The 23,805-nt window shown below is 43.8% G+C and carries 23 protein-coding genes; 13 read left to right on the top strand and 10 right to left on the bottom strand.

The annotated features are described in order from the left end of the window. Positions 1–186: 186 nt before the first annotated feature. Together OH456_RS17145 and OH456_RS17140 are read right to left on the bottom strand one after the other, a co-directional pair. A complete protein-coding gene (locus OH456_RS17145; RefSeq protein ID WP_240205947.1) occupies positions 187–2,103 on the bottom strand; it encodes a monovalent cation:proton antiporter-2 (CPA2) family protein in 1,917 nt (638 codons plus the stop codon). After that, entirely contained in the window at positions 2,100–2,738 is a 639-nt protein-coding gene (locus tag OH456_RS17140) for an NAD(P)H-dependent oxidoreductase (RefSeq protein ID WP_270033942.1), read from the bottom strand. The genes OH456_RS17145 and OH456_RS17140 overlap by 4 nt, the downstream gene beginning before the upstream one ends. A 164-nt stretch (positions 2,739–2,902) precedes the next feature. Here OH456_RS17140 and OH456_RS17135 point away from each other — a divergent pair, with 164 nt between their 5' ends. The 6 genes from OH456_RS17135 (at position 2,903) to ihfA (ending at position 9,010) form a co-directional block, all read left to right on the top strand. After that, on the top strand, positions 2,903–3,379 hold the full coding sequence (locus OH456_RS17135) for a GNAT family N-acetyltransferase (RefSeq protein WP_270033941.1): 477 nt from the start codon (positions 2,903–2,905) through the stop codon (positions 3,377–3,379). Beyond that, positions 3,372–3,851, top strand: coding sequence for a GNAT family N-acetyltransferase (locus OH456_RS17130; RefSeq protein ID WP_081836378.1), 480 nt, complete (start codon positions 3,372–3,374; stop codon positions 3,849–3,851). The genes OH456_RS17135 and OH456_RS17130 overlap by 8 nt, the downstream gene beginning before the upstream one ends. Before the next feature lie 66 nt (positions 3,852–3,917). Then, the gene (locus tag OH456_RS17125; RefSeq protein WP_062459618.1) at positions 3,918–4,613 is read left to right on the top strand and encodes a class I SAM-dependent DNA methyltransferase; all 696 of its coding nucleotides are present in this window, start codon (positions 3,918–3,920) and stop codon (positions 4,611–4,613) included. A 192-nt stretch (positions 4,614–4,805) separates the two neighbouring features. Next, a complete protein-coding gene (gene pheS / locus OH456_RS17120) occupies positions 4,806–5,789 on the top strand; it encodes a phenylalanine--tRNA ligase subunit alpha (RefSeq protein WP_006070684.1) in 984 nt (327 codons plus the stop codon). Between the two features lie 18 nt (positions 5,790–5,807). After that, complete coding sequence (gene pheT, locus OH456_RS17115) at positions 5,808–8,195, top strand: phenylalanine--tRNA ligase subunit beta (RefSeq protein ID WP_239941930.1); 2,388 nt, start codon at positions 5,808–5,810, stop codon at positions 8,193–8,195. A 521-nt stretch (positions 8,196–8,716) separates the two neighbouring features. Next, complete coding sequence (ihfA, locus tag OH456_RS17110; protein WP_006074250.1) at positions 8,717–9,010, top strand: integration host factor subunit alpha; 294 nt, start codon at positions 8,717–8,719, stop codon at positions 9,008–9,010. 95 nt (positions 9,011–9,105) lie between these two features. On the opposite strand, the gene OH456_RS17105 is transcribed toward ihfA, so the two are convergent. After that, positions 9,106–9,882 (bottom strand): RelA/SpoT domain-containing protein, encoded by a 777-nt coding sequence (locus OH456_RS17105; RefSeq protein ID WP_006074249.1) that lies wholly within the window; start codon positions 9,880–9,882, stop codon positions 9,106–9,108. A 230-nt stretch (positions 9,883–10,112) separates the two neighbouring features. Here OH456_RS17105 and OH456_RS17100 point away from each other — a divergent pair, with 230 nt between their 5' ends. Further along, a complete protein-coding gene (locus tag OH456_RS17100) occupies positions 10,113–10,766 on the top strand; it encodes a thiopurine S-methyltransferase (protein WP_270033940.1) in 654 nt (217 codons plus the stop codon). A gap of 101 nt (positions 10,767–10,867) precedes the next feature. Here the strand turns inward: OH456_RS17100 and OH456_RS17095 are convergent, their stop codons facing one another. The 3 genes from OH456_RS17095 to ppsA all read right to left on the bottom strand — a co-directional run bounded on the left by OH456_RS17095 (position 10,868) and on the right by ppsA (position 14,582). After that, positions 10,868–11,239, bottom strand: coding sequence for an STAS/SEC14 domain-containing protein (locus tag OH456_RS17095; protein WP_062459627.1), 372 nt, complete (start codon positions 11,237–11,239; stop codon positions 10,868–10,870). A 32-nt stretch (positions 11,240–11,271) separates the two neighbouring features. Then, positions 11,272–11,970: a toxin-antitoxin system YwqK family antitoxin gene (locus OH456_RS17090; protein ID WP_006074245.1), complete on the bottom strand. Its 699-nt coding sequence runs from the start codon at positions 11,968–11,970 to the stop codon at positions 11,272–11,274. 218 nt (positions 11,971–12,188) lie between these two features. Further along, positions 12,189–14,582 carry a phosphoenolpyruvate synthase gene (gene ppsA / locus OH456_RS17085; RefSeq protein ID WP_240205942.1) on the bottom strand — a complete coding sequence of 798 codons (2,394 nt, stop codon included), beginning with the start codon at positions 14,580–14,582 and terminating at the stop codon, positions 12,189–12,191. Between the two features lie 154 nt (positions 14,583–14,736). Here ppsA and ppsR point away from each other — a divergent pair, with 154 nt between their 5' ends. Then, positions 14,737–15,570, top strand: a complete 834-nt coding sequence (gene ppsR, locus OH456_RS17080; RefSeq protein ID WP_038230384.1) for a posphoenolpyruvate synthetase regulatory kinase/phosphorylase PpsR — start codon at positions 14,737–14,739, stop codon at positions 15,568–15,570. 78 nt (positions 15,571–15,648) lie between these two features. Further along, positions 15,649–16,290, top strand: coding sequence for a TPR domain-containing protein (locus OH456_RS17075; RefSeq protein ID WP_051868346.1), 642 nt, complete (start codon positions 15,649–15,651; stop codon positions 16,288–16,290). A gap of 25 nt (positions 16,291–16,315) precedes the next feature. Here the strand turns inward: OH456_RS17075 and OH456_RS17070 are convergent, their stop codons facing one another. Together OH456_RS17070 and OH456_RS17065 are read right to left on the bottom strand one after the other, a co-directional pair. Beyond that, positions 16,316–17,377, bottom strand: coding sequence for a 3-oxoacyl-ACP synthase III family protein (locus OH456_RS17070; protein ID WP_270033939.1), 1,062 nt, complete (start codon positions 17,375–17,377; stop codon positions 16,316–16,318). Positions 17,378–17,380: 3 nt separating this feature from the next. Further along, entirely contained in the window at positions 17,381–18,067 is a 687-nt protein-coding gene (locus OH456_RS17065; protein ID WP_038222907.1) for a hypothetical protein, read from the bottom strand. A gap of 187 nt (positions 18,068–18,254) precedes the next feature. Here OH456_RS17065 and OH456_RS17060 point away from each other — a divergent pair, with 187 nt between their 5' ends. Further along, positions 18,255–19,043, top strand: coding sequence for a ferredoxin--NADP reductase (locus OH456_RS17060; protein WP_006074233.1), 789 nt, complete (start codon positions 18,255–18,257; stop codon positions 19,041–19,043). A 3-nt stretch (positions 19,044–19,046) separates the two neighbouring features. Here OH456_RS17060 and OH456_RS17055 read toward each other — a convergent pair whose 3' ends face one another. Both OH456_RS17055 and nrfA read right to left on the bottom strand, forming a co-directional pair. Continuing rightward, positions 19,047–19,478 carry a hypothetical protein gene (locus tag OH456_RS17055; RefSeq protein ID WP_006074231.1) on the bottom strand — a complete coding sequence of 144 codons (432 nt, stop codon included), beginning with the start codon at positions 19,476–19,478 and terminating at the stop codon, positions 19,047–19,049. 117 nt (positions 19,479–19,595) lie between these two features. Further along, on the bottom strand, positions 19,596–21,011 hold the full coding sequence (nrfA, locus tag OH456_RS17050; protein ID WP_270033938.1) for an ammonia-forming nitrite reductase cytochrome c552 subunit: 1,416 nt from the start codon (positions 21,009–21,011) through the stop codon (positions 19,596–19,598). A 494-nt stretch (positions 21,012–21,505) separates the two neighbouring features. Between nrfA and nrfB the strand changes: the two genes are divergently transcribed. From nrfB to nrfD, 3 genes are read left to right on the top strand one after another with little or no spacing between them, the layout of a single operon-like run. Further along, positions 21,506–22,099, top strand: coding sequence for a cytochrome c nitrite reductase pentaheme subunit (nrfB, locus tag OH456_RS17045; protein ID WP_006074227.1), 594 nt, complete (start codon positions 21,506–21,508; stop codon positions 22,097–22,099). Position 22,100: 1 nt separating this feature from the next. Beyond that, positions 22,101–22,787, top strand: coding sequence for a cytochrome c nitrite reductase Fe-S protein (nrfC, locus tag OH456_RS17040; RefSeq protein ID WP_006074225.1), 687 nt, complete (start codon positions 22,101–22,103; stop codon positions 22,785–22,787). Between the two features lies 1 nt (position 22,788). Continuing rightward, the gene (gene nrfD / locus OH456_RS17035; RefSeq protein ID WP_006074224.1) at positions 22,789–23,745 is read left to right on the top strand and encodes a cytochrome c nitrite reductase subunit NrfD; all 957 of its coding nucleotides are present in this window, start codon (positions 22,789–22,791) and stop codon (positions 23,743–23,745) included. Positions 23,746–23,805: the final 60 nt, after the last annotated feature.

Raw genomic sequence — 23,805 nt, 5'->3', positions numbered from 1 at the left:
AATTGTTTGGCTAACTGTTTTGAATCTTTATCCACGTTGTTCTCTTTATTTGTGCCTATTTACTTATCATTGTGTACTTGCGAAAAAGGAGAGACGGACTAAATGCCCGTCTCTGTTAACATCATAGCTTATGAGCCCATTAGTTACAGGGGGCTAAACAAAGCAAAGATTAATGTTACTTACGTTTTATTCCTCGAACTTATCCGCATAACCTTTTGGAGGTGGTGTCCATCCACGCTCGCGAGAATGTTTGTCATTTCGATCGACTTGCATGGCATCCTTTATGAAGCCTTCCAATTCAATGAATAAGTCACGGTAGTTGTTATCGTAGCGTTCTTCACCATCAGCACCGTCTGCCCAAGCTTTATATAGACGGTCGGATTGTTTGTCTTCAATCGTCTTATAGATGGATTTCTGCTGTTCAATAAAGAATGGGTGAAAGCCAAGACATTTCATGGTTTTAGCACCAAGCTCTAAAGCTGAATGGTAGGTTTCAGACTCTATATAATCTGCGCCGGCTTGCCTTAGTTGGTAACCGTGCCCTCTGTCGAATGCTCGAGTAAGAATTTTGACGTGAGGGTACGTATGTTTAACGTATTTTACAAGTTCAACATTGGTTTCTTGATTATCAATAGCAATAACAAGCAGTTTCACATCTTCGATTCCAGCAGTATGCAGGATATCTGGCTTGGACGCGTCACCAAAATAAGCTTTGGTGCCAATTTGGCGCATGTTATCGACTTGTTCAGCACGTACGTCTAGTACCACCGTCTTCACATCATTGGCGACCAAAAGACGATTGACGATTTGCCCAAAGCGGCCAATACCCGCAATCAAGACAGTGCCTCGCTCTTCAACTGTGTCGGCCTCACGGTCATTACTGTCTTTCTCAAATTTAGGCAAGATGACTTTATCAAACAGAATAAACAGACCAGGAGTTAAGAACATAGATAAAGCAACAACCAGTGATAGTGTTTGGGCGATATCGGTAGGCAATACATGATTCTGAACCGAGAAGCTTAACAGAACAAAACCAAACTCACCGGCCTGAGCAAGACTCAAGGTAAATAACCATCGGGCACTATCTTTGATTTTGAAAATCATCGCGAGTACGTACAGTACTGCTGCCTTTAGGAGCATTACACCCAAAGTTAAACCGATAATGACAAAGAAATCGTCAAATAGGATACCGAAGTTAATACCTGCGCCAACGGTAATAAAGAACAAGCCTAGGAGAAGCCCTTTAAAAGGATCAATATTTGACTCCAGCTCATGTCTAAACTCACTGTTTGCCAATACGACACCTGCCAGAAATGTACCAAGGGCAGGAGATAGACCGACCAAACTCATTAAGGCTGCAATACCAATAACAAGCATAAGCGCAGTAGCTGTAAAGATTTCTCTTAATCCAGATGATGCGACGAACCTAAACAAAGGTCTACTAAGATAATGACCACCAACGACGACCACCGCAATTGACGCAGTAATGACTAATCCATAAGCCCACCCTGGAAGCCCAGCTACCAAGCTTAATTCGTCATGATGCTCAGCCGCTTGCGCCGCGGCATTTTGCGCTTGTTCAACTAGTTCTGGCAAGGCGAGTAAGGGAATGAACGCCAACATTGGAATTACGGCAATGTCTTGAAATAGCAAGACTGAAAATGCACTCTGGCCACCTTCTGTTTTCGACAGTCCTTTTTCATTAAAGGTTTGCAGAACAATTGCAGTCGAAGAAAGAGCAAAAATAAGGCCAATAGTCAGCGCAACGCTCCAGCTTTGTCCGAGTATCAGTGCTATTCCCATAACCGCTGCTGCTGTGCCACCAACTTGAATGCCACCAAGACCGATAAGTTTATGACGCATGCCCCAAAGCATCTTAGGTTCTAGTTCTAGGCCAACTAAGAACAGCATCATAACGACACCAAACTCAGCGAAATGTTGAATGGTAGTAGTTTCTTCGCCCACGAGGCCAATAATAGGTCCAATAACCACCCCAGCAATGAGGTAACCAAGTACAGATCCCAAACCTAAGCGCTTAGCAATAGGTACTGCGATGACGGCGGCTATAAGATAAACGAAAGCCTGGAGAAAGTAACCGGTCATGATGCGTCCTTATCTGATTCGATAGCCTGTTCTTGTGGCCAATAATGGTTAAGTTTTTCGAGAGGTTTTGCTCGTTCGATATCGAACTCGCTGGTAACAAGCAGGTTTAAAAGCGTTTTCCAACGCTCTCTATGCTCCGGTATACGTCGCTCTTCTTGAGCTGTACGTGAACCAAAAAGGCAGAAAGGCGGTAAATAGGTCATGCCCGTCAAACTAGCAGTCTGTTCTAATGGTTGGAGTAGTTCTCTAATAGTGAAATGGTTGTAGCCTTCTGTTTGATAAGCATCTGCCTTACCGCCAGCAGAGATTGCACATAAAAAAGTCTTACCATGCAGTGCTGTGCCATCTTGCCCATAAGCAAACCCATACTCTAATACCAAGTCTTGCCATTCTTTAAGGATAGAAGGCGTTGAGTACCAATAGAGAGGGAATTGAAAAATAACAATATCGTGATCAATTAATCGTTGTTGCTCTCTATCGATATTAATGTTGTAAGTTGGGTACTCATAATACAGATCGACCGCGGTGACTCCTTTAATGGATTGGGCATCTCTATACATGGGAGCATTGACCTCTGAACGTCTCTGAGATGGATGTGCGTACAGCACCAGCACTTTGTTATTTTTTTCGGGCATAATGGCTTCCGGATAGCTTCATCTATGAGTTTTAATATCTAGTACACAAAAAGATATTTTTCAATTGGTTACCGTCTAGTAACCTTAACATTGAACCCCGTTAAACATCTTTAGCTTGCTACTATTAATTGCGAGAATTAACGGTCACATAAAGGAGTCTAGATATGCGATTGTCGGTTAGAGCAGCGACGCAAGACGATGCAAATGAGTTATTGGAATTATATCGGCAAACAATTCGCACTGTAAATCGCAATGATTACAATGAGATGCAGATTAGAGCATGGGCTCGTGATGAGTTAGAGACATCCGCTTTTGAAGCGTATATTGCTCGATGTAAGCCTTTTGTGGTGACAAACCAAACTCAGATACTGGGTTATAGTGATTTACAAGCCGATGGATTAATAGAACATTTCTATTGTCACCACCAAGCACAAAGGCAAGGGGTAGGGAGTGTGTTGATGCAGACCATTATCAATAAAGCGCGAGAAGCTGATATTTGTAGGCTGTATTCCTATGTGAGCATTACAGCAAAGCCGTTTTTCCTTCATTTTGGCTTTAACGTAGTGCGACCAAACCAAGCTGACATTCGTGGCGTCGTGTTAGATAACTATCTGATGGAAAGAGTATTAAAAGATGAATAACTCTATGTTTGAAGTGAAAGAGATTGCTCAAGAACAGTTACCGTTGGATATTTTGTTATTGGCTGACCCAGAGGAAGCCGCAATTAACGTTTATCGAGGCCGATGTCATGCTTTTGCTGTGTTTATGCAAGATAGGTTGATTGGGGCAACGTTAATTGAAGTGGATAAGGTTAATGGTAAAGCTGAACTGTTCAATATCGCAACCTACCCAGAGTACCATGGCAAAGGATTTGGCGGAGTTCTACTTGATGAAACATTAGCGAAGTTAGCGAGCCGAGGTATTAGAATTGTCGAATTAGGAACAGGTACATTTGGTTATCAACTCTCGTTTTATCAAAAGCATGGCTTTCGAGTAGAGAGAGTGATTAAAGACTTCTTTCTCGATAATTATGATGAACCGATCTTCGAACACGGTATTCAACACAAAGACATGTTACGCCTAGTTTGGCGAGCAGAAGAGATTGACGAGTAGTTATAGTAACGGTAGATTGCGCGACCCGAATGTGGAATTAATGGTTTGATAGTTGGAGGTATTTATATGGGTGAAATGTATACAAAACATGCAGAAAAGTACGCAGATGCGATTGAAAATAACGCGTATAACGGCCTTTATGAGCGTCCTTCAACACTAGCTTTGGTGGGTGAGGTAAACAACAAAGCGGTATTGGACCTAGGGTGTGGTCCTGGTGTTTATGCGCAGCACTTTGTTAATCAGGGGGCGAAAGTAACCGCTGTCGATCTCTCGGAACAAATGGTTCAAATTACTAAACAAAAACTAGGTGACGCTGTAACATGCTATGCGCAAGATCTATCTGATGGACTTCCTAAAGAAGCCGACGATAGTTATGATTTTGTTGTTTGCCCTTTAATGGTGCACTACCTTGAAGATTTGGTACCTCTTTTTAAAGAGGTACATCGTGTACTCAAACAAGGTGGACAGTTCATTTTCTCTACCCATCACCCACTTGTTGATTTTGAAGATAACGCTTTTAACAACTATTTTGCAGTAGAGCGTATCACCGAAGATTGGAATACCGTTGGCGAACCCGTAGAGGTTTCATTCTTTAGACGTTCGTTTACTAACTTGTTTGATAGCTTAGCTGAAAGTGGTTTTACTCTCGACAAGTTTTCCGAAGGTCAACCTGATCCCGCGATGAAAGAAGTATCACCTGAGACATTTGATAAACTTTCGCGTCGTCCAAACTTCATTTTTATTCGCGCAAACGCGAATTAACCATTGCCGAATATCGGCAAATGGTCATCGTTTCCGGTGTGATTTCTGCTAAAAGGGCAAAAAACGAGTTTTTTTTGCCCAATAACCCGTTCAAATTACAAATCAATTTGGCATTAGCGGCGGGTTTTATTAGTATGTACAGCTATCAAAAAACACCCTTATGGATACTACCGGACGGTAGACGAGGAAACGATGCAACATCTAGAAGAGATCATTGCTAACGCGAGCGCAGCGATTGAAGCTGCAGACTCGCTAGTCGCACTTGACGAAGTGCGTGTTCAGTATCTAGGTAAGAAAGGTGAGCTAACCGCTCAACTTCAAAGCCTAGGTAAACTACCACCAGAAGAACGCCGCAGTGCTGGTCAAGAGATCAACAAAGCAAAAGGCGTAGTTCAACAAACGATCGCTGCTCGTAAAGATGCACTACAACGTGCTGAACTTGAAGCAAAACTTGCAGCAGAGACAATCGACGTTACACTACCAGGTCGTCGTATCGAGAACGGTGGTCTACACCCAGTTACTCGTACTGTTGAGCGTATTGAACAGTTCTTTGGTGAGCTAGGCTTTAACACTGAGTCTGGTCCAGAAATCGAAGATGCATTCCACAACTTCGATGCACTAAACATCGCAGAAGACCACCCAGCTCGTACTGACCACGATACTTTCTTCTTCAACCCAGATTTGATGCTACGTACTCACACGTCAGGCGTTCAAATTCGTACGATGGAAAATGGTAAACCACCATTCCGCTTCATCGCACCTGGTCGTGTTTATCGTAACGACTATGACCAAACTCATACACCAATGTTCCACCAAGTGGAAGGGATGCTAGTTGACGAGAATGTAAACTTCGCTCAGCTAAAGGGCATTCTGCATGACTTCCTATGCAACTTCTTCGAAGAGGAAGTTGAAGTTCGTTTCCGTCCATCTTATTTCCCATTCACCGAGCCTTCTGCTGAAGTAGACGTAAAAGGCAAGAATGGCAAGTGGCTTGAAGTTCTTGGCTGCGGCATGGTTCACCCGAACGTACTTCGTGCTGTTGGCATTGACCCTGAGAAATACTCTGGCTTCGCGTTTGGTATGGGCGTAGAGCGTCTGACAATGTTACGTTACGGCGTAAATGACCTGCGTGCGTTCTTCGAGAACGACCTTCGTTTCCTAAAACAGTTCAAGTAATCCAGAGGGTTCATCACAATGAAATTCAGCGAATCATGGCTTCGTGAGTGGGTAAGTCCTTCGGTTACGACTGACGAGCTTACGCACCAAATTACAATGGCTGGTCTTGAGGTAGACGACGTACTACCAGTAGCTGGCTCTTTCACTGGCGTTAAAGTAGGTAAAGTGGTTGAGTGTGGTCAACACCCAGACGCAGATAAACTACGTGTAACAAAAGTTGATGTTGGCGCAGAAGAACTGCTAGACATCGTTTGTGGCGCTCCTAACTGTCGTGAAGGTCTTAAAGTAGCAGTAGCAACCGTTGGTGCTGTCCTTCCAGGCGATTTTAAAATCAAGAAAGCGAAATTACGTGGTCAGCCTTCACACGGCATGCTTTGCTCATTCACTGAGTTGGGTATCGACGTTGAGTCTGACGGTATCATGGAACTTGCAGAAGACGCTGTTATCGGTACTGATTTCCGCGACTTCCTAGGTCTTGATGACGTAACGGTAGACGTAGACCTAACAGCTAACCGTGCAGACTGCTTCAGCATTCGTGGTTTAGCTCGTGAAGTAGGTGTTCTAAATCGTGCTGATGTGACAGAGCCAGCAGTAAACGCGGTTGAAGCGTCTATTGCAGATGTTGCTTCTATCGAAGTGAAAGCGCCAGCAGCGTGTCCTCGCTACCTAGGTCGTATCGTTAAGAACGTGAACGTTCAAGCTGAAACGCCACTGTGGATGCAAGAAAAACTGCGCCGTTGTGGTATTCGTTCAATCGATCCAGTCGTTGACATCACTAACTACGTTCTACTAGAGCAAGGCCAACCAATGCATGCATTCGATCTAGCGAAGATCGAAGGTGGCATCGTGGTACGTATGGCGGAACAAGGTGAGAAGCTAACACTTTTAGACGGTACTGAAGCAGAGCTTAACGCAGATACTCTAGTTGTTGCTGATCACAATAAAGCACTGGCAATTGCTGGTATCTTTGGTGGTGAAGAGTCTGGTGTTACCACTGAGACTAAAGACGTTCTGCTAGAATGTGCATTCTTCGCACCTGACCACATCCGTGGTCGTGCTCGTAGCTACGGTCTTCACACCGATTCTTCAATGCGTTTTGAACGTGGTGTGGATTTCGCACTTCAGACAGGTGCAATGGAGCGTGCAACAGAACTTCTTGTTGAAATCTGTGGCGGTGAAGTAGCACCAGTTGTTGGTGTAGAGTCAGAAGCTGACCTGCCAAAAGCAAACACAGTAGCACTGCGTCGCACTAAGCTAGATGCGCTACTTGGCCATCACATTGAAGATGCGGACGTCGTTGAAATCCTTGAGCGCTTAGGCTTGACTGTTGAGGCATCAGAGTCTGGTTGGACGGCAACAGCACCAACATGGCGTTTCGATATCGCTATCGAGCAGGACCTGATTGAAGAAGTTGGTCGTATCTACGGCTACGACAATATTCCAAACCAGCACCCAGCAGCAGCACTTAAGATGCACAACCATGTTGAAGCGGATCTGCCTCTCAAGCGTGTTCGTAACCTGCTTGTTGACCGCGGTTATCAAGAAGCCATCACTTATAGCTTCGTTGAACCAGAGCAGCAAAAGCTAATCGTTCCTGACGTTGAGCCACTCGTCTTGCCATTCCCAATTTCTGCGGAAATGTCAGCAATGCGTCTTGGGCTGATTCAGGGCCTACTTAACACGGTTGTTCACAACCAGAAGCGTCAGCAGCCACGTGTTCGCCTATTTGAGTACGGTTTACGTTTCATCCCTTGTGAAACTGCAGAAAACGGTATGCGCCAAGAGCCAATGCTTGCTGGTGTTATTGCTGGTACACGCAGCGAAGAGCATTGGGACATTGAAACTAACACGGTTGACTTCTTTGACCTTAAAGGCGACCTAGAAGCGATCCTAGAACTGTCAGCAAACGAGAAAGCATATTCATTTGCTGCAGCGAAACACCCAGCGCTTCACCCAGGTCAGTCTGCGGCAATCGTCGTAGATGGCAAAGAAGTTGGTGTAATTGGTACTGTTCACCCAGAGCTTGAGCGTAAGTTTGGTCTTAATGGCCGTACTATCGTGTTCGAAATTGAATGGTCTGCAATTAACTCTAAAGTGATTCCAGAAGCGGTACAGCTTTCTAAGTTCCCTTCAAACCGTCGTGATATTGCAGTTGTTGTTGATGAAGCTGTAGCTTCAGGTGACATCGTTGCTGCGTGTCTAGAACAGGGTGGTGAGTTCTTGAAAGACGCGAAACTGTTCGATGTATACGTTGGTAAAGGTGTTGAAGAAGGCAAGAAGAGTCTTGCCATCGCACTAACGTTGCAATCAGTTGAACGTACTCTAGAAGACGCAGATATCGCTGGTGCGGTGGATACAATCGTTGCTCACGTATCTGAGAAGTTTGGTGCTTCACTGCGTGACTAATTATTAGTTATTCACTTAGCTAAGTGTTCGAAAAGCGAGTCAATTTAATTGGCTCGCTTTTTTTTGTTTAATCACATAGAACTGATGCAACCTAAAAATATAGCTCTTTATACACTAGATTGTATAACTTTCTGTCGAGCGGGTTAAACGTGTTTCATATTGACTGGCATCTGCAACTTACTGTTTTTATAAGATAAATGCTGTAAAACTGTGGTCTGCGTTAGGTATTTTGTAATTTGTTGTTATTTTATTTATATCTGATATATCGAAGATAATTGAAATATATGACTGTGGTTGGGCTCTGTGTGCTGTTGAAACTTTTGTTTTGTGCTATTAAAACGGTAACTTGCTAATAGATAAGAAAATATCCTGACATTTCCATGATATAAAAAAGTTGGCGAAAATCAGAAGGTTGGCTTACACTTTTCAAAGTTAGACCGTTATGTTGTTGATTGGTCAAACGAAATGTTTAGCGCTATCGCTGTGATAGTAAGGTTTAAATTAGCTTTGAGGGGAGTTTTATGGCGCTCACAAAAGCCGATCTGGCTGAGAACCTATTTGAGAAACTCGGATTCAGTAAAAGGGATGCCAAGGAAACGGTAGAAGTATTTTTTGAAGAAATCAGAAAATCACTCGAAAGTGGCGAACAGGTAAAACTGTCGGGTTTTGGTAATTTTGACTTGAGAGACAAGAATGAACGTCCTGGTCGAAATCCTAAGACTGGTGAAGATATTCCAATTTCTGCTCGACGCGTAGTTACATTCCGTCCCGGCCAAAAACTGAAGGCACGAGTCGAGAACATCAAAGTAGATTAAGTTCTTACTTTAGAAAACAAAAAGACCACAATATGTGGTCTTTTTGTTTTTTTGTCGATGAATTTACTCGTTAAAGAGTCAAGACTAAAGCGACACTATGCCGCTTTAATATTGGTAGTAATGTATGGCTGCCACGCATTTTGATAAAGCTCTAGAGATTGTCTTCTTAAGCTGGTGATTTGCGCAGTTTCAATATCGTTTAAGCTACGATCTTGTGAGGCTGCGTTGCGCTCGATGCCTTGAATTATCTCATAAAGATCATGCTCTGGACCGCTTTTCACGTCGGCAATGGCTTTCAAGTGAAGCTGAACTTCTGCAATGATTCCGGTCTTAGGAAGTTGAACCAAAATATTCAAGTCACGGTAGCCAGAAGGCGCAGGACTCTTGAAGCGGTTTTTAACACGAACGACTTTGGCTTCGCGATTGAGAGTTTCATAAGCACCTACAAGACCTTCAACATCATCAGCTACGATTGTGCCACGAGCTAAGTCGGTGATTTGATTTACTTCACCATTAAGTTCAGTACGGATTTTTTCCTGTGCACGGTCATAAGATTTCACGCCTGCGAAATAAGCGTCGGTACCAGTAAGTAGGGCGGTAGTTTTACACAGCGACTCTAATTCGTGCTGAGCTTGGTGGGCTTTGCTATACAAGATATCAAAGTCAGAATGCGGTTGAAGTGCGTTGCTGTTAACAGCATCGATGCCATATAAGCCACTTAGGCTATGTTTGAATACAGATGGACAAACTTCGTTCTGTTCTTGGTTTCCTTTTGAAGTAGTTGAATCGGATTGATTAAGCGTTGCCGCAAATGCAGGTGCGCGGCTGAGTACCAATAGCATTAGTGCTGCGGTACGAAGAAACATGCTCATTCTCTCTCCTAGTTACGTTACGAAAACGGTATGCAAAAAGGACGATAACGTTCAGGAGTTGCACTACCTATAGTATGGGGACTAACTTACCGAACCCAACCTAAAAACACGAAACAGTGTCTGATGTGTGACCTAAGTCTCGCAATAAAGTTACCTTCAGAGGCATGACTTTTTGTCCTCATTCTGTAAACTCTACGTTAATGATTATCCACACCGAATATGAACGATAAATGAACGATTTTGAATTGTGGCATGATAAATGGGCATCGAATAAAATTGGCTTTCATCTGGAAGATGTGAACCCGTTGCTTATCAAATACTGGAACCAAGTAAAACCAAACCGCACTGATGGTGTGTTTGTGCCGCTTTGTGGTAAATCTGAGGACCTTGTTTGGCTAGCACAACGCCACGATAGCGTTCAAGGTGTAGAGCTCAGTCAGATCGCTGTACGTGCCTTTTTTGCCGAGCATTTCTATACGCCAATGGTCACTCCAATTAATGGCCAATTTGAGTTGTATCAGTTTGACGAGTTAGATATTTACGTAGGTGACTATTTCACAGCTCCTATACGACCTGTAGAGCTTATCTATGACCGTGCTGCACTCATCGCGATGCCGGAAGAACTAAGAGCCTTATACGTCGAGAACTTGAAGCGCTCTCTAATGCCGAGTGGTCGAATCCTATTGATTACACTTGATTATGTCCAAGCTGAAATGTCCGGGCCCCCGTTTAGTGTTCCGTCGAGTGAAGTAAAGGCATATTTTGGTGAAGAATACCGTTTAACGTTGTTGGAACGGGATGAGGCAGACGATAATCATCGTCGCATAAAACAAGGCTTAACTCGATTTGCTGAAGAGGTTTGGCTTATTGAGCACCTAGATTAATGAGTGCAAGCAGTTTAGCCTGACCAAGAAAGCCAGACCCTAAGGATCTGGCTTTGATATTTACTGTCTGTGGACTTTCAATGATCTTACGTTGAATGCGACTACTTGGGAGCTTGAATCCAATTCCAAGCTTGTTCAAAGTCGGCTGAGGCGAATGCTTTTTCTTGAATATCAAACATTCGAGCGATAATAGCATCCGCATTCACCAACCAAGTAATAACCTTGCTGTCAGCAACGATTGCTACTTTTTCGATTCGTTTTAGATTTGTCAGTGTCCAGACAATGTCCTTAAATCCTGCCGCAAGCGACCAGTTAGCACTTTCATCAAGTATTGCCATCACACTAATTCTTTCATGTTCTGCCAATAGCTTGTCTACCTCAGCGATAATGTGTTTTTCTTGCACTAAATCGACGTTGTCATCAAATTCAATGACCAGTATGTCTGGGCGTGGTGATGGTAGGGTAGTAAACATAAGCATCTCCTCCGAAAGGCTAAACTGATGGACTAGGATTTATTATCAAACCAATGCTGTTCAGAGACCATCTTGTTATCTTTGACGGTTACTTCATATTGTTTCTGTCCATCAGGTGCGTATTTGGTCACGATGCCATCATTGATGTCACCTTGATCGTAAGTTGCTTCGTAAGCTTTGTTTCCATTTGGATAGTAGCTAATGGCTAGACCGTCTTTCTTGCCTGAATCATAGTTTTCAACTGATCGTGGTTGGCCATTCTCATACCAAGAAGATAACTTACCTTGCAGTTCGCCATCATCATACTTCGCTGAGACAAGTTTTTGACCATTATAGGACCACTCATCGAAAGCGCCATTTAATACGCCTCCTTTATATTCAGCATCGACTTTCAACTGTCCATTTTCATACCACTGTTTCCAATCTCCGTCTGCGAGACCGTCCTTGTAATTGATGGTAGAAGAGACCTGACCATTTGGATAGTAAGTGGTTTCTGCACCTACGGCTTTACCGTTAGCAAATCGGACATGAAGTGCGTTTTGCCCGGAGTTATATTTGCGTGTAAGTTCACCGGTGAAAGGTGTGGTTTCGTTTACTTGGTAAGCGATACCGTTTCTAACTTGAACGTAGTCAACGGAATTTTCAGTATCTTGGGCAGTTGACTCGGTGGCATAAGCACCAACAGATACACAGGTAAGTACACCCGCAACAATTGCAATGGATTTTCTCATAGCGTTACCTCATATGTAGAGCTTTGGTCTGCCTATCCAGAATAGGCTTGAGATAGCGCAATTAAAAAGTGAAAAAGTCGACAAGTATTATTGCAAAAATAAAACGGAACCTTTGGTTAAAACACGTGACTAACGTGCTCAAAACTAACCAAAACAGGCATTCTGCTAACAAAAAAGCCAGAGCAAACGGCTCTGGCTTAGTCATAACGTGCAGCTATTTATTGCTTAGCAACATTACCCAATTTCAACCAGGTATCAATAACAGTATCTGGGTTCAGGGATACTGAGCTGATGCCTTGTTCCATTAGCCATTCTGCTAAATCGTCATGGTCGGAAGGACCTTGACCACAGATGCCGACATATTTGCCAGCTTGTGTTGCTGCATCGATAGCCATTTTCAACATCGCTTTGACTGCTGGGTTACGTTCGTCAAACAGATGTGCCACGTCTCCAGAATCTCGGTCTAAGCCAAGTGTTAATTGTGTCATATCGTTTGAACCGATGGAGAAGCCGTCAAAATACTTAAGGAATTCGTCAGCTAAAACTGCGTTTGAAGGCAGTTCACACATCATAATGACCTTAAGACCTTGTTCTCCACGGCGCAGTTCAAACTTAGCCAGTAAGTCGATAACTTGGGCAGCTTCGCTTGGTGTTCGCACGAATGGAATCATGATTTCAACGTTCTTCAGACCCATTTCATTGCGTACACGTTTTAATGCGCGAGTTTCTAACTCAAAGCAATCTTCGAATACCGGTGAAATGTAGCGAGACGCACCCCGGAAGCCAAGCATAGGGTTTTCTTCGTGTGGTTCAAATGCTTTACCACCGACGAGGTTGCTGTATTCATTCGACTTAAAGTCAGACATACGAACAATCACACGTTTAGGCCAGAAAGCAGCGGCAATCGTAGCAATACCTTCAGTGAGTTTGCTCACATAAAAATCGATCGGGTCATCGTAGCCGCGAATGCGCTGAGTAATTTCAGCTTGTAGCTCTGGAGATTGCTGGTCGAAGTTAAGTAGGGCTTTCGGGTGAATCCCTATCATTTTGTTAATGATAAACTCAAGACGTGCTAGACCTACGCCCTCATTAGGGATTTGAGCGAAGTCAAAGGCACGATCTGGGTTACCAACGTTCATCATTACTTTAGTCGGTAGAAGAGGCAATTCGTCAACGGCTGAGCGTCGTACTTCAAACTCAAGCTCTCCCTGATAAACGTAGCCCGTTTCGCCTTCTGAACAAGAAACAGTTACGGTCGCGCCATCGGCAAGGCTATCTGTTGCGTTACCACAACCAACGATAGCTGGGATACCTAGTTCACGAGCGATGATTGCAGCGTGGCAAGTACGGCCGCCTCGGTTGGTGACAATTGCAGAGGCCTTTTTCATGACAGGTTCCCAGTCAGGGTCGGTCATGTCAGTCACTAGCACGTCTCCTTCTTGAACCAGTGACATCTGGTCAAGTGAATCGACCAATCTAACTGGACCTGTACCGATGCGTTGGCCAATAGCACGGCCTTCGACTAACACGTCTGCTTTGTTGTTCAGTTGGAAACGTTCGATGACATTTTGTTCACTTTGAGAGCATACTGTTTCTGGGCGTGCCTGAACGATGTAGAGCTTGCCATCAATGCCATCTTTTGCCCATTCAATGTCCATTGGACGCTGGTAGTGCTTTTCGATGATCATCGCTTGTTTAGCAAGTTCTTTGATTTCTTCATCAGTTAGCGAGAACTGGTTACGCTCTGCATCAGACGTGTCAATGATGTCGACCTGTTTACCAATTTCTTGATTGTTGGAGTACACCATTTTAATGAGTTTGGAGCCGAAGGTCTTTTTAACAATCGGCGCTTGTCCTTGTTCAAGAAGCGGTTTGTGGACGTAAAACTCATCTGGGTTAACGGCGCCTTGAACGACCATCTCACCTAGACCCCAAGCCGATGTAATGAACACGACTTGGTCAAAGCCAGATTCAGTATCTAAGGTGAACATCACGCCGGATGATGCTTGATCAGAACGCACCATACGCTGAATACCAGCCGATAGTGAGATACCGCGGTGGTCAAAACCTTGATGGACACGATACGAAATCGCACGGTCATTAAATAGCGAAGCGTATACGTGTTTAGTGGCTTCAAGAACGGCCTCGATGCCTTTTACATTTAAGAATGTTTCTTGCTGGCCAGCAAATGAGGCATCTGGTAAGTCTTCCGCAGTCGCAGAAGAGCGAACTGCTACAGATAGCTCTGTGTTACCTTCAATGAGTTCTTGGTAATTGTCTCTAATGTCCTGCTCTAGGTCAGCAGGGAATGGGGCTTCTAATACCCATTGACGGATGGTCGCGCCTGTCTTACGCAGTGCGTCAACATCATCAACATCAAGTTCGTCTAGTAGGCCATGAATGCGCTCATCCAATCCTTCGAAATCGAGGAACTGGTTGAAGGCATAAGACGTCGTCGCAAAGCCATTCGGTACTGACACTCCCGCATTAGCAAGATTGGAAACCATCTCGCCCAGTGAAGCATTCTTACCGCCGACCTTATCGACATCGTCCATGGACAGGCCATTGAACCAAAGGGTGTTGTTTTGTTGCATGTCTATCTCCAGAAACATTGCAGCTGTAGGATATAGCAATCGATTACGTATTCAGTAAAAAAATAGTTAACTATTTTTCAAAACTGTGGGGGAACGTTATTGAATGCTAGGGTTTGTTATCGATATTATGTAATGCATCCTACTTAAATTTTTTTGAAAAATTAAATAAAAAATGAAAAATAATGGTCAAAGTCGTGACGTGTTCTACGTTTCTGACGGAACAGCGATTACTTGCGAGACATTGGGACACGTGGTTTTAGGACAGTTTCCGTTCACTGCGAATGAGAAAACGTTTCCATTTGTCGAAAGCGCACATAAGCTTGATGAACTCATTAGGGAAATTAATCAATCTTATGAACGCAACGGTGTAAAACCGTTAGTGTTTTTCTCCATTGTTGTACCTGAAATTCGCGCAGGTCTTATGCAGTCTTCTGCGTATTGCTACGATGTGTTGGAAAGTATAGTGGCGCAAGTGAAGGACGATTTGCAGCTAGAACCGAAACCTAAATTGCAACGTTCTCACAGCGTGGGGAAGGATACGGATAAGTACTTTGATCGTATTGCAGCAATTGAATATACCCTTGCTCACGACGATGGGATTTCACTCAAGAACCTTGATCAAGCTGATATAATACTGCTCGGTGTCTCTCGTAGCGGCAAAACACCAACAAGTCTTTATCTAGCCATGCAATTTGGTTTGCGTGTGGTGAATTATCCGTTTATCGATGACGATATTAAGCGTCTTCGATTGATGCCTGAATTTGAAATTCATCGTCACAAACTGTTTGGTTTAACCATTGATCCTGAGCGTTTAACTGAAATACGAGAAAATCGATTGGCAGGTAGTGATTACGCAAGTACTGAGCAGTGTCTTCAAGAGCTGGCAAGTGTGGAGTCTTTATTTAGACGAGAAGCAATTCCGTACATCAATACGTCCTCATTATCCGTTGAAGAAATTTCAACCAGAATCCTCGAAAGAGCCGGGTTAAAACGCCGAGTGTTCTAGAAAACGACCACGAACTCACAGTGAATCTTAACGGGAACCGATATAATGTCGGTTCTTTTTTATCTTGAGTAACAAGCATTGTCCTTCAATATCTATCTATTCGCTTTACTTTGCGGCATTGTCGTTTTCATTATCGCGTTGCTGAGTCTAAAAAGCCTAGGTAGCCGTAAACAACGTTTTTTGTTTTCTGCTGCCGCTAGCGTCCTCGTCTGTGGTATTTCTTTGGGTATTTGGTCACAAATGCGCAATACACTCCCTGAGCTCGAACTTGCTGCACCATTTAAAAATGGTGAATCCATGATGCAAGAACTGCAGCAAGCACTAAAACAGAACCCTAATGATGCGAAAGATTGGTTTAGGTTAGGGCAGCTTTATATGCAAAGCTCTGAGTTTGATGCGGCGATTACTTGTTTTGACTACTCAATTCGACTGTCTGAGACCCCTTACGCTGGTCAGTATGCGGCAATAGCGACGGCGAAGTACTTTGATGAGTCGCAAACGATTACCCCTGAAGTGCAGCAGTTTCTTGATAAAGCACTCGAAATGGATGAGTACAACGACACCGCATTGCTACTTGTTGCGTCTGACTATTTTCTACATTCAGAACACAACAAAGCGATTGAAATTTGGACGAAAATCCTTGATTCCAATCGACCAGGGATTGATAGAGCGGCTATTATTGAGAAAATTAATCAAGCGAAACGCATGAGCGGCAATTAAATGCTTACTGGTAATCTTTAGAGCCTCAACTTTTGTGCGTATAGATAAAGCCGCCATACATGTATTTGGTGGCTTCTGCGCCAAGAATAACGACCTTACTTCCCACCGTAAGCTTATGGCTATGAACTAGATTTGAAAAACTACACCAAATCGCAGCAGAGCCTAGATTTCCCCAATGTTTAGCATCATTGATGATCTTATTCGGGTCTATATCCAAAGCTTCAGCCAGCATACTATCGATTCGCCCACTTGCTTGGTGGGGGATGATGTAGTCAAAATCGTCCAACTCAAAACCTTGCTCTCTCAGCGCGAGAATACTCGCTTGAAACAAGGCTTCGCCACTTTTACGGACATCGGTTGCGCTATGATGAAAGCGCGCCTTTCCCGCTTGAGTGTAAACAGATGCAGAGCCGCCGTCGAGAGATAAACCCGGTGACTTATCTATACCAATTTGACCAGTGAAACAGTGCGATATCGTACCTATTCCTTCGCTTGTCTCAGGTCCAATAATGACCCCTCCAGCACCGTCTCCCATTTGCATGTAATTCACCAACTGAGACTGGTCGAGAAAACCTTTGTCGTAATCGAAATACACAGATCCTGTTTCACTACCTACGATGGCGATGGGCTTGTTGAGCATAGCAAGGCGCGGAATGGCGATTTGTAAAGCACTTGCGAATCCTGTACAAGCTTGTCGCAGTTCCATAAACGGACCTTGGTATCTAAGCTTTTCGGCTACCCATGCGATGCTGGGAGGAAGCTGAGTGTCTGGCGTTGTCGTATGACCAATAAGATAATCAATATCAGAGAGAGTATGTTGAGAGTTTGCGAGCAAATTTTTAATGGTATGAACTGCAAGATCAGAGTTGCTCGGATTTGGCTCGCTAGTATGAGAGTGAATGCTGCGTGAAAAATGACGACCTTCAATGCCAAGAAAAGGAACTATCCTTGCTGCCACTCTGGCAAAGCGCTTTCCGGAAAGTTGCTCAAGTGCGTCGAGTAGTTGCTCATTTGATAAGTGTTGCTCGGGAAATTGATGGCTGGCGGCAAGCAGTGAAACGCGCCCGGGTAGAAAAGTTGCAGTCATAAATTATCCCTCTTTAGTCTCGAAAATCATGTCTAGATTTACTCCAAGTACTTCAAACGCGTCACGTTCGGTATTGAGTAGCTCATATAGCTTGTCTGAGATGTTGGTGTTCAGCTCACGCCATCGAGATTTATCGTATCCAAGTTCTATGGCGTGAAGCTTCGATACAGAGACATGCCTGGCCTCATCCTGTTTGATGGCGCGGCAAAGGAGAGTAAAAGGATGATGTGGTCCCAAAGAGCCTTTCTCAATAAACAGCATCAACTTACACACTAGGGCATCCAAACAAGCGATTTGAGCAAAGTGCTCTTCGAATGTTTTTCTTGCTCCCAATGAGGCAAAGAAGCGCTGGCTGCGTCTTTTTATTGCAAGTATATCTGCAGGTTCTTCAATTTGATGACGAACCCACTCTAGAGCCTCTTCATGGTATTTCTCATCGGCAACGATACGCTCAAAATCGTTGGCGGCAATTGCTAAGGGACTTTCTTTTTGCCTCACTGATTCGTTGTAAAACACCCATTGAGAAGATTGTTCACCACATACTAGCAATGGCAAAAGGCGTGAAAGTGCCTTGCGTTCCATGTCGGTAAATTCAAGTAGTCGATGTTGGTATTCGTGCAACCAGTAGCGAACTGGACTTTCGCTAGGCACATCTAGTGGCACAGCTGGAAAACAAGGTTTCATGGTCACTAACACATCCTTTTTACGACACACAATATAGTTAGACCGGAAAGTTGAGAATTTCTTTCATCTGTTATTTAAATCTATGATGAAATGGTTCGAAAGTCCTAATTCCCTCATAAACTGTAGTTTAAATTTTGTCGGATTTAGCTCTATGATGAACAGAAGCTTATGTTTTCTTCATCGGAGGTAAAGTATGGCGAACATAGATAATGTGTTGGTTCCTAACGGTTTGGTTGAAGGGCGTGTACTCGCTAAGAAGCAGTGGACAGAAAAGCTCTTCAGCCTTGAAGTGGCAGCATCGATAGAGACTTATGTCGCTGGTCAGTTTACTAAATTGGGTTTACTGAACTCAGACGGCGAATGGGTTCGTCGAGCTTATTCTATGGTGAATCACCCGAAACATCCTTATGGCAAAGATCATCTGGAGTTTCTCATCATTGCCGATGACAACGGTCAACTGTCGCCGAAATTAAACGACCTAGAGGTGGGAGACAAACTGTTTGTCGGTAAACAGCCTTCGGGTTTTATGACTCTAGAAGAAATACCGGATTATGCCAAAGCGCTTTGGATGCTCTCTACCGGTACGGCGATTGGTCCCTTTCTCTCTATTTTAGAAGATGACTCGATTGCCAAACGCTTTGATAGCATCGTTCTTGTCCACGCCGTCCGAACCCAAAGTGAATTAGTATACTCAGACTCTATCGAATGCGCGAAAAACGCGTTGGGCGACAAGTTTCATTTCGTTTCTGTGGTGTCAAGAGAAGCGCATCCCACTAGTCTTAGAGGTCGAATTCCCGAGTTACTACTTAATAGGGAGGTTCAGAAACAGGTGGGCTTAGCGCTGAGTGCGCCAGACAGCTTTGTATATATTTGTGGAAACCCTGCAATGGTCAAAGATACAAGTGAGACACTGCTAGAGCTAGGACTTACTAAACATCTGCGTCGTAAGCCGGGTAATTTTGCGAGTGAAAATTACTGGTAGCCACTAATAGGTGTAGCCTACACCAAAGTAAGCAGCCTCAAGACCGGTGTTATAACCTACATCAGCGGTGAAACCGGTGACGCCAGTTTTAAACAACAATCCAATATTGCCATTAAAACGGAGTGATGAGTCATAAGTTTTGATTGGAGAACCATTGAACTGCTCTTCGCTTCGGTTGGCAATTCCGGCACCAACATAACCGACAAAATTCTCACTCAAAGATTTTACTAGACCCACATTAAGAGCGAAATCATCATTGTTAGGGCCCGTTCCACCAGCCAAGTTGCTGTAAAAGCCGAAGCTTAAATTACGATCGTGATAAAGACCTACGCCAAAACCACCGTCACTAGTTGTGCCGACAGAAACGCTGTTGTAAGTGCCTGCAAGTAGGGGAGAGCTTACTACGCAGAGAACAAGTGCGAGATGCTTTTTCATAGAGCGCCAATTTAGGTGTCTGATAGTCATAGACTTAATGGTAGCAAAAAGCCCCAACTAAGTGGTTGGGGCTTTAACTAATAATCGAATAGATCACAGAATCATATTAGTGAAATATTAGTACTTCGCTTCTCTTGCTTCTGCTTCTTTGTCCCACTCAGGTACGACGGTTTCTAAGAAGTGCTGTTTCTCAGCGTTCATCTTATCCATATCCATACCTAATGCTGCTTGAGCTTTCTCTTTAGTTGAGATATCAGGGATTTCTACCGGATCAGTGATGCCTTTCTTAGCAAGCAGTCGGATAAGTTTCGCACGTGCATCTGCTGCTTTGTCCACTGATGTACCAAGCACCTCAAGTGCCACTTCTGGAGCGTGCATATGCACACCATGAGAAGCGATGGCATAGTCCCAGCGCCATTGTGCATGACGAATATCCATCAAGATAGGTTTCATCTCTTCTTCTGTCGCACCTGCATCCCATGCAGCACCAGCTTCAAAGTGAGCGGCAACGATTTGCTTTTCAGCGGTAAGCTTCATATTAAGAACCTGAGCTTTGCGCGTTGAAACGATGCCTTGTAATTGCTCTTTCGTTTGAGTGTGACAATTAGCACAAGTATCTTCGAAGCGATCAAATGGGTTACCAACTTTGTGGTCAGTAAAGACCGTACCATCTTCTTTGGTCACTTTAGGCATATGACAGTCAACACAAACTACACCGTTCTTACCGTGGATACCATCACGCCAAGTTTCGTATCCTGGGTGTTGAGCTTTTAGCATTGGCGCTTTAGAAACTGCATGTTGCCAATCTTTGAAGTTCAATGCATCGTAGTACTCTTCCATTTCACCAACAGTTGTTCCCATATCCCACGGGAACTTAACCGCTTTCGTTGGGCCAGTGAAGTAGTACTCTACGTGACACTGAGCACAGACAGATGCTTGCTGGTCTAAGCGAGATTGTTCGTCAAACTTCTTGCCAATAGCTTCGAATGCACGTTCTACATACGGCTTTGCGATTGCCAATGCAGGCTCGCCGTTTTTAAACGCGTCACTCCGAGTATCGTGACAGTCAGCGCAGCCTATAGGGTTAGAGATTTCTGGACCTAGTCTTGCCCATTTGCCTTCAAAGTAGCCATCTTCGCCACGTTCATCGATCACACGACCAACATCTGGGCTTTTACAGCTCCAACATGCCATCGGCATAGGGCCTGATTTAGGATCTGTTGGACCGCCTGTTCTCAGTGTTTGTCTTACATCGTCTAACGCATAAAAGTGACCGCGCGCCTTATTATAGTCTTTAGCAAAGCCATAGCCTGCCCATAGGATGACCATATTAGGGTCATGCGCTAATGCATCTTCTATTTCTTCACTTTCACTTGTTTCTTTCCACGTTTTATATTGATCGGGATGATCTTTTTCGTATGCTTGATTTCGAGGGTCAATCAACCCTTCTTCTGATGCTGCATAAGCTGGCACACTCGCGGCGCCTAATAGAGCTATTGCAGCAACGGAACTTAGAATCCAGTGCTTTTTCACAGTGTTATCTCCATATTCTAATTTTTGAAATGCGTTGTGGGGCTATTTCCCTAAATAAGATTTGGAGACGTCTTATCTTATTAAGACCTGTTAATATTAGCTCATATCCATTAATACTTAATTACATGTCGGGGCGTTTACTGTTTTAGATCAATTTATCTAAGTGATTGAGTTCACATCTATTTTCAACTAACCCTAAAGGGGTATGCGTCCTTATTTGTGATGATATTAATTATCATTTTAAAATGGAAGTTATGTAAAAATTCACACACAAACATTAGTGATATTGCTCACTAATTACCTCTAAAGTGATAGGCAAATAACACATCGGAAACTATGATCGTCATGTGAAGCGTTGTGGCTCATCCTAAATAAGAATTGATTACATTTCGTTGGTAATGACTTAATTCAAGTAATTACTAGAGGAAAGTTATTAATTATTAATCTGACTTTGTAGGTTTTACCTTCAATATTGGGTTTAAGGAAAGGATACAATGGGCAATGTTAAATTGACCATGGTGATAATGCTTCAGGCCCTCCTAGCATTTACTCTCTATGGTTATTCACTCAATGCCTTAGCTGATGAAGCAGCCCTCGAAAAAGAAGGGGTATCTCAACGGCATAAGGTGGAGTTGATTCGTGACAAGGACTATAAATGCGTTCAGTGTCACAAAGACTCTAAACAGACACTTGCTGGCTCTCACGGAGAGGACGCAATCGAAATCATTGGCAGCGAAGTTAATTGTACTCAATGCCACAGTAATATCGGTCCAGATCACCGTGACGGTGGTTCTACGGTCATTAAATATCATCCTGCGCAGTCTCAGCCGGGTTCCGATAAAACATGGTTAGACCCTGAAGCTATCCTCAAAGCAAACAGCCGATGCACCGAATGTCATCAGCCGCAATATTTGCGCGAAGATAGCTGGACTCATGATGTGCATGCGAAAAACCTAACCTGCACCAATTGCCACTCAGTGCATGCCGAGAAAGCGAAAGTACTTTCTTACGACCACAAAGCAACTATTAAGATGTGTGTCGATTGCCACAAAGACTTCAACGAAAAACGTGAAGAGGAGGGCAAGTAATATGAGTTGTTCAAGACGAAATTTTCTCGCTGGCACAGGCGCTGTCATCTTTACCACGGGGGTGGCAACAACTTCAGTGTTAACTTCTCGACAGTCGGTAGCGAGTGATGACACCAAAAAAGCGGTGCGCTATGGCATGTTGCATGATGAAAATGCCTGCATTGGTTGTACCGCTTGTACAGACGCTTGTCGTGAAGTCAACAAAGTACCGGAAGGTGTTTCCCGCTTGGAAATTCACCGCTCAGAGCCTATTGGTGAGTTTCCAGATGTGGAGTATCGATTTACTCGTGATTCCTGCCAACATTGTGAAAACCCTCCTTGTGTTTATGTGTGCCCAACAGGTGCAGCTTATAAAGATGAAGAAACAGGCATCATCGATGTACACAATGAAAAATGCGTAGGTTGTGGTTATTGCTTAGCAGCATGTCCTTACCAAGTGCGCTTCTTCAATCCGGAAACTCGCTCTGCAGATAAATGTAACTTCTGTCGTGACACCAATTTAGCCGAAGGCAAGTTACCGGCGTGTGTGGAAAGTTGTCCAACTAACGCTTTGGTGTTTGGTGATTTGAATGATCCAAACAGCGATATTAATAAGATGAAGAGTATCAAGGTGATATACCGTGATAAAGAACAATTAGGGACTAAGCCTAAACTGTTCAAAGTTCCGTTCCATAAGGGGGAGGTATAGTATGAGTACTTGGGAAACTGCCTTTCATTTCGACTCTCTTGTGTGGGATTGGATTATTGCGATCTATCTATTTTTGGCTGGCATGTCCGCGGGTTCTGCACTGATAGCGATTTATCTTAAGCGAAAAGTCATAGAAGGCGATCCAGCGCAAAATGGCATCCTGAAGGCTATGGCCTGGTTGGCGCCATTTGGCATTATTGTTGGTCTGTTGATCTTGGTATTCCACTTAACCAAGCCACTCGAGTTTTGGAAAATTATGATTTACTTCAACCCAACGTCAGTGATGTCGATGGGTGTGATCTTATTCCAAGTCTACATGGTTGTCTTGTTTGTGTGGATTGGCATGATTTTCAGAAAGCCAATTATGGATGTTTTGGGAAGCAAGTTCGATTTTGTAGAGAACATTCTGATTAAGTTCGAGAAAATTGAGAATGGTTTGGAGTTGTTTTTAGGTTTCTTAGCTATCGTATTAGCGGCTTATACTGGCTTCTTATTATCGGCATTGAAAACCTATCCTATGCTTAACAACCCCGTGCTTCCGATTTTGTTCTTGTTCTCAAGTCTGTCGTCGGGTGCCGCTGCAAGTCTATTATTTGGGATTTTGGTGTTTAAAGAAGATGCGCATAGCCCAAGTGTCAAATGGGTACACAGCTTTGAACGTCCTGTCGTTTTGTTCGAACTGTTTGTCATCGTTACCTTCTTTACCGGTCTTATCTTTAGTGGTGGTCAAAACGAAGCGGCCGCTTGGAATGCTATCGGCGGTGGATTCTGGTCTAACTGGTTCTGGTATGGCGTTATCGGTATGGGTATGTTGTTACCTTTGGCAATGAACTTCTTTAGTTCTGAAAAGGCAAAGCACAACCACGGCTTTATCCTAGTCGTCACAAGCCTTAGCTTAATCGGTGTTTTGATGCTACGTACGTTTGTGCTTTATGCAGGCCAAATGACGGTAGTCTAAATATACTATCCCCGTGAAAGCGGGGATCTTCTAAAGCACTCTCTGCACAAATCTATATCG

The organism is Vibrio sp. La 4.2.2 (assembly GCF_027586995.1).
Taxonomy (GTDB): domain Bacteria; phylum Pseudomonadota; class Gammaproteobacteria; order Enterobacterales; family Vibrionaceae; genus Vibrio; species Vibrio mediterranei.
This window is presented reverse-complemented; position numbering and strand designations above follow the sequence as displayed.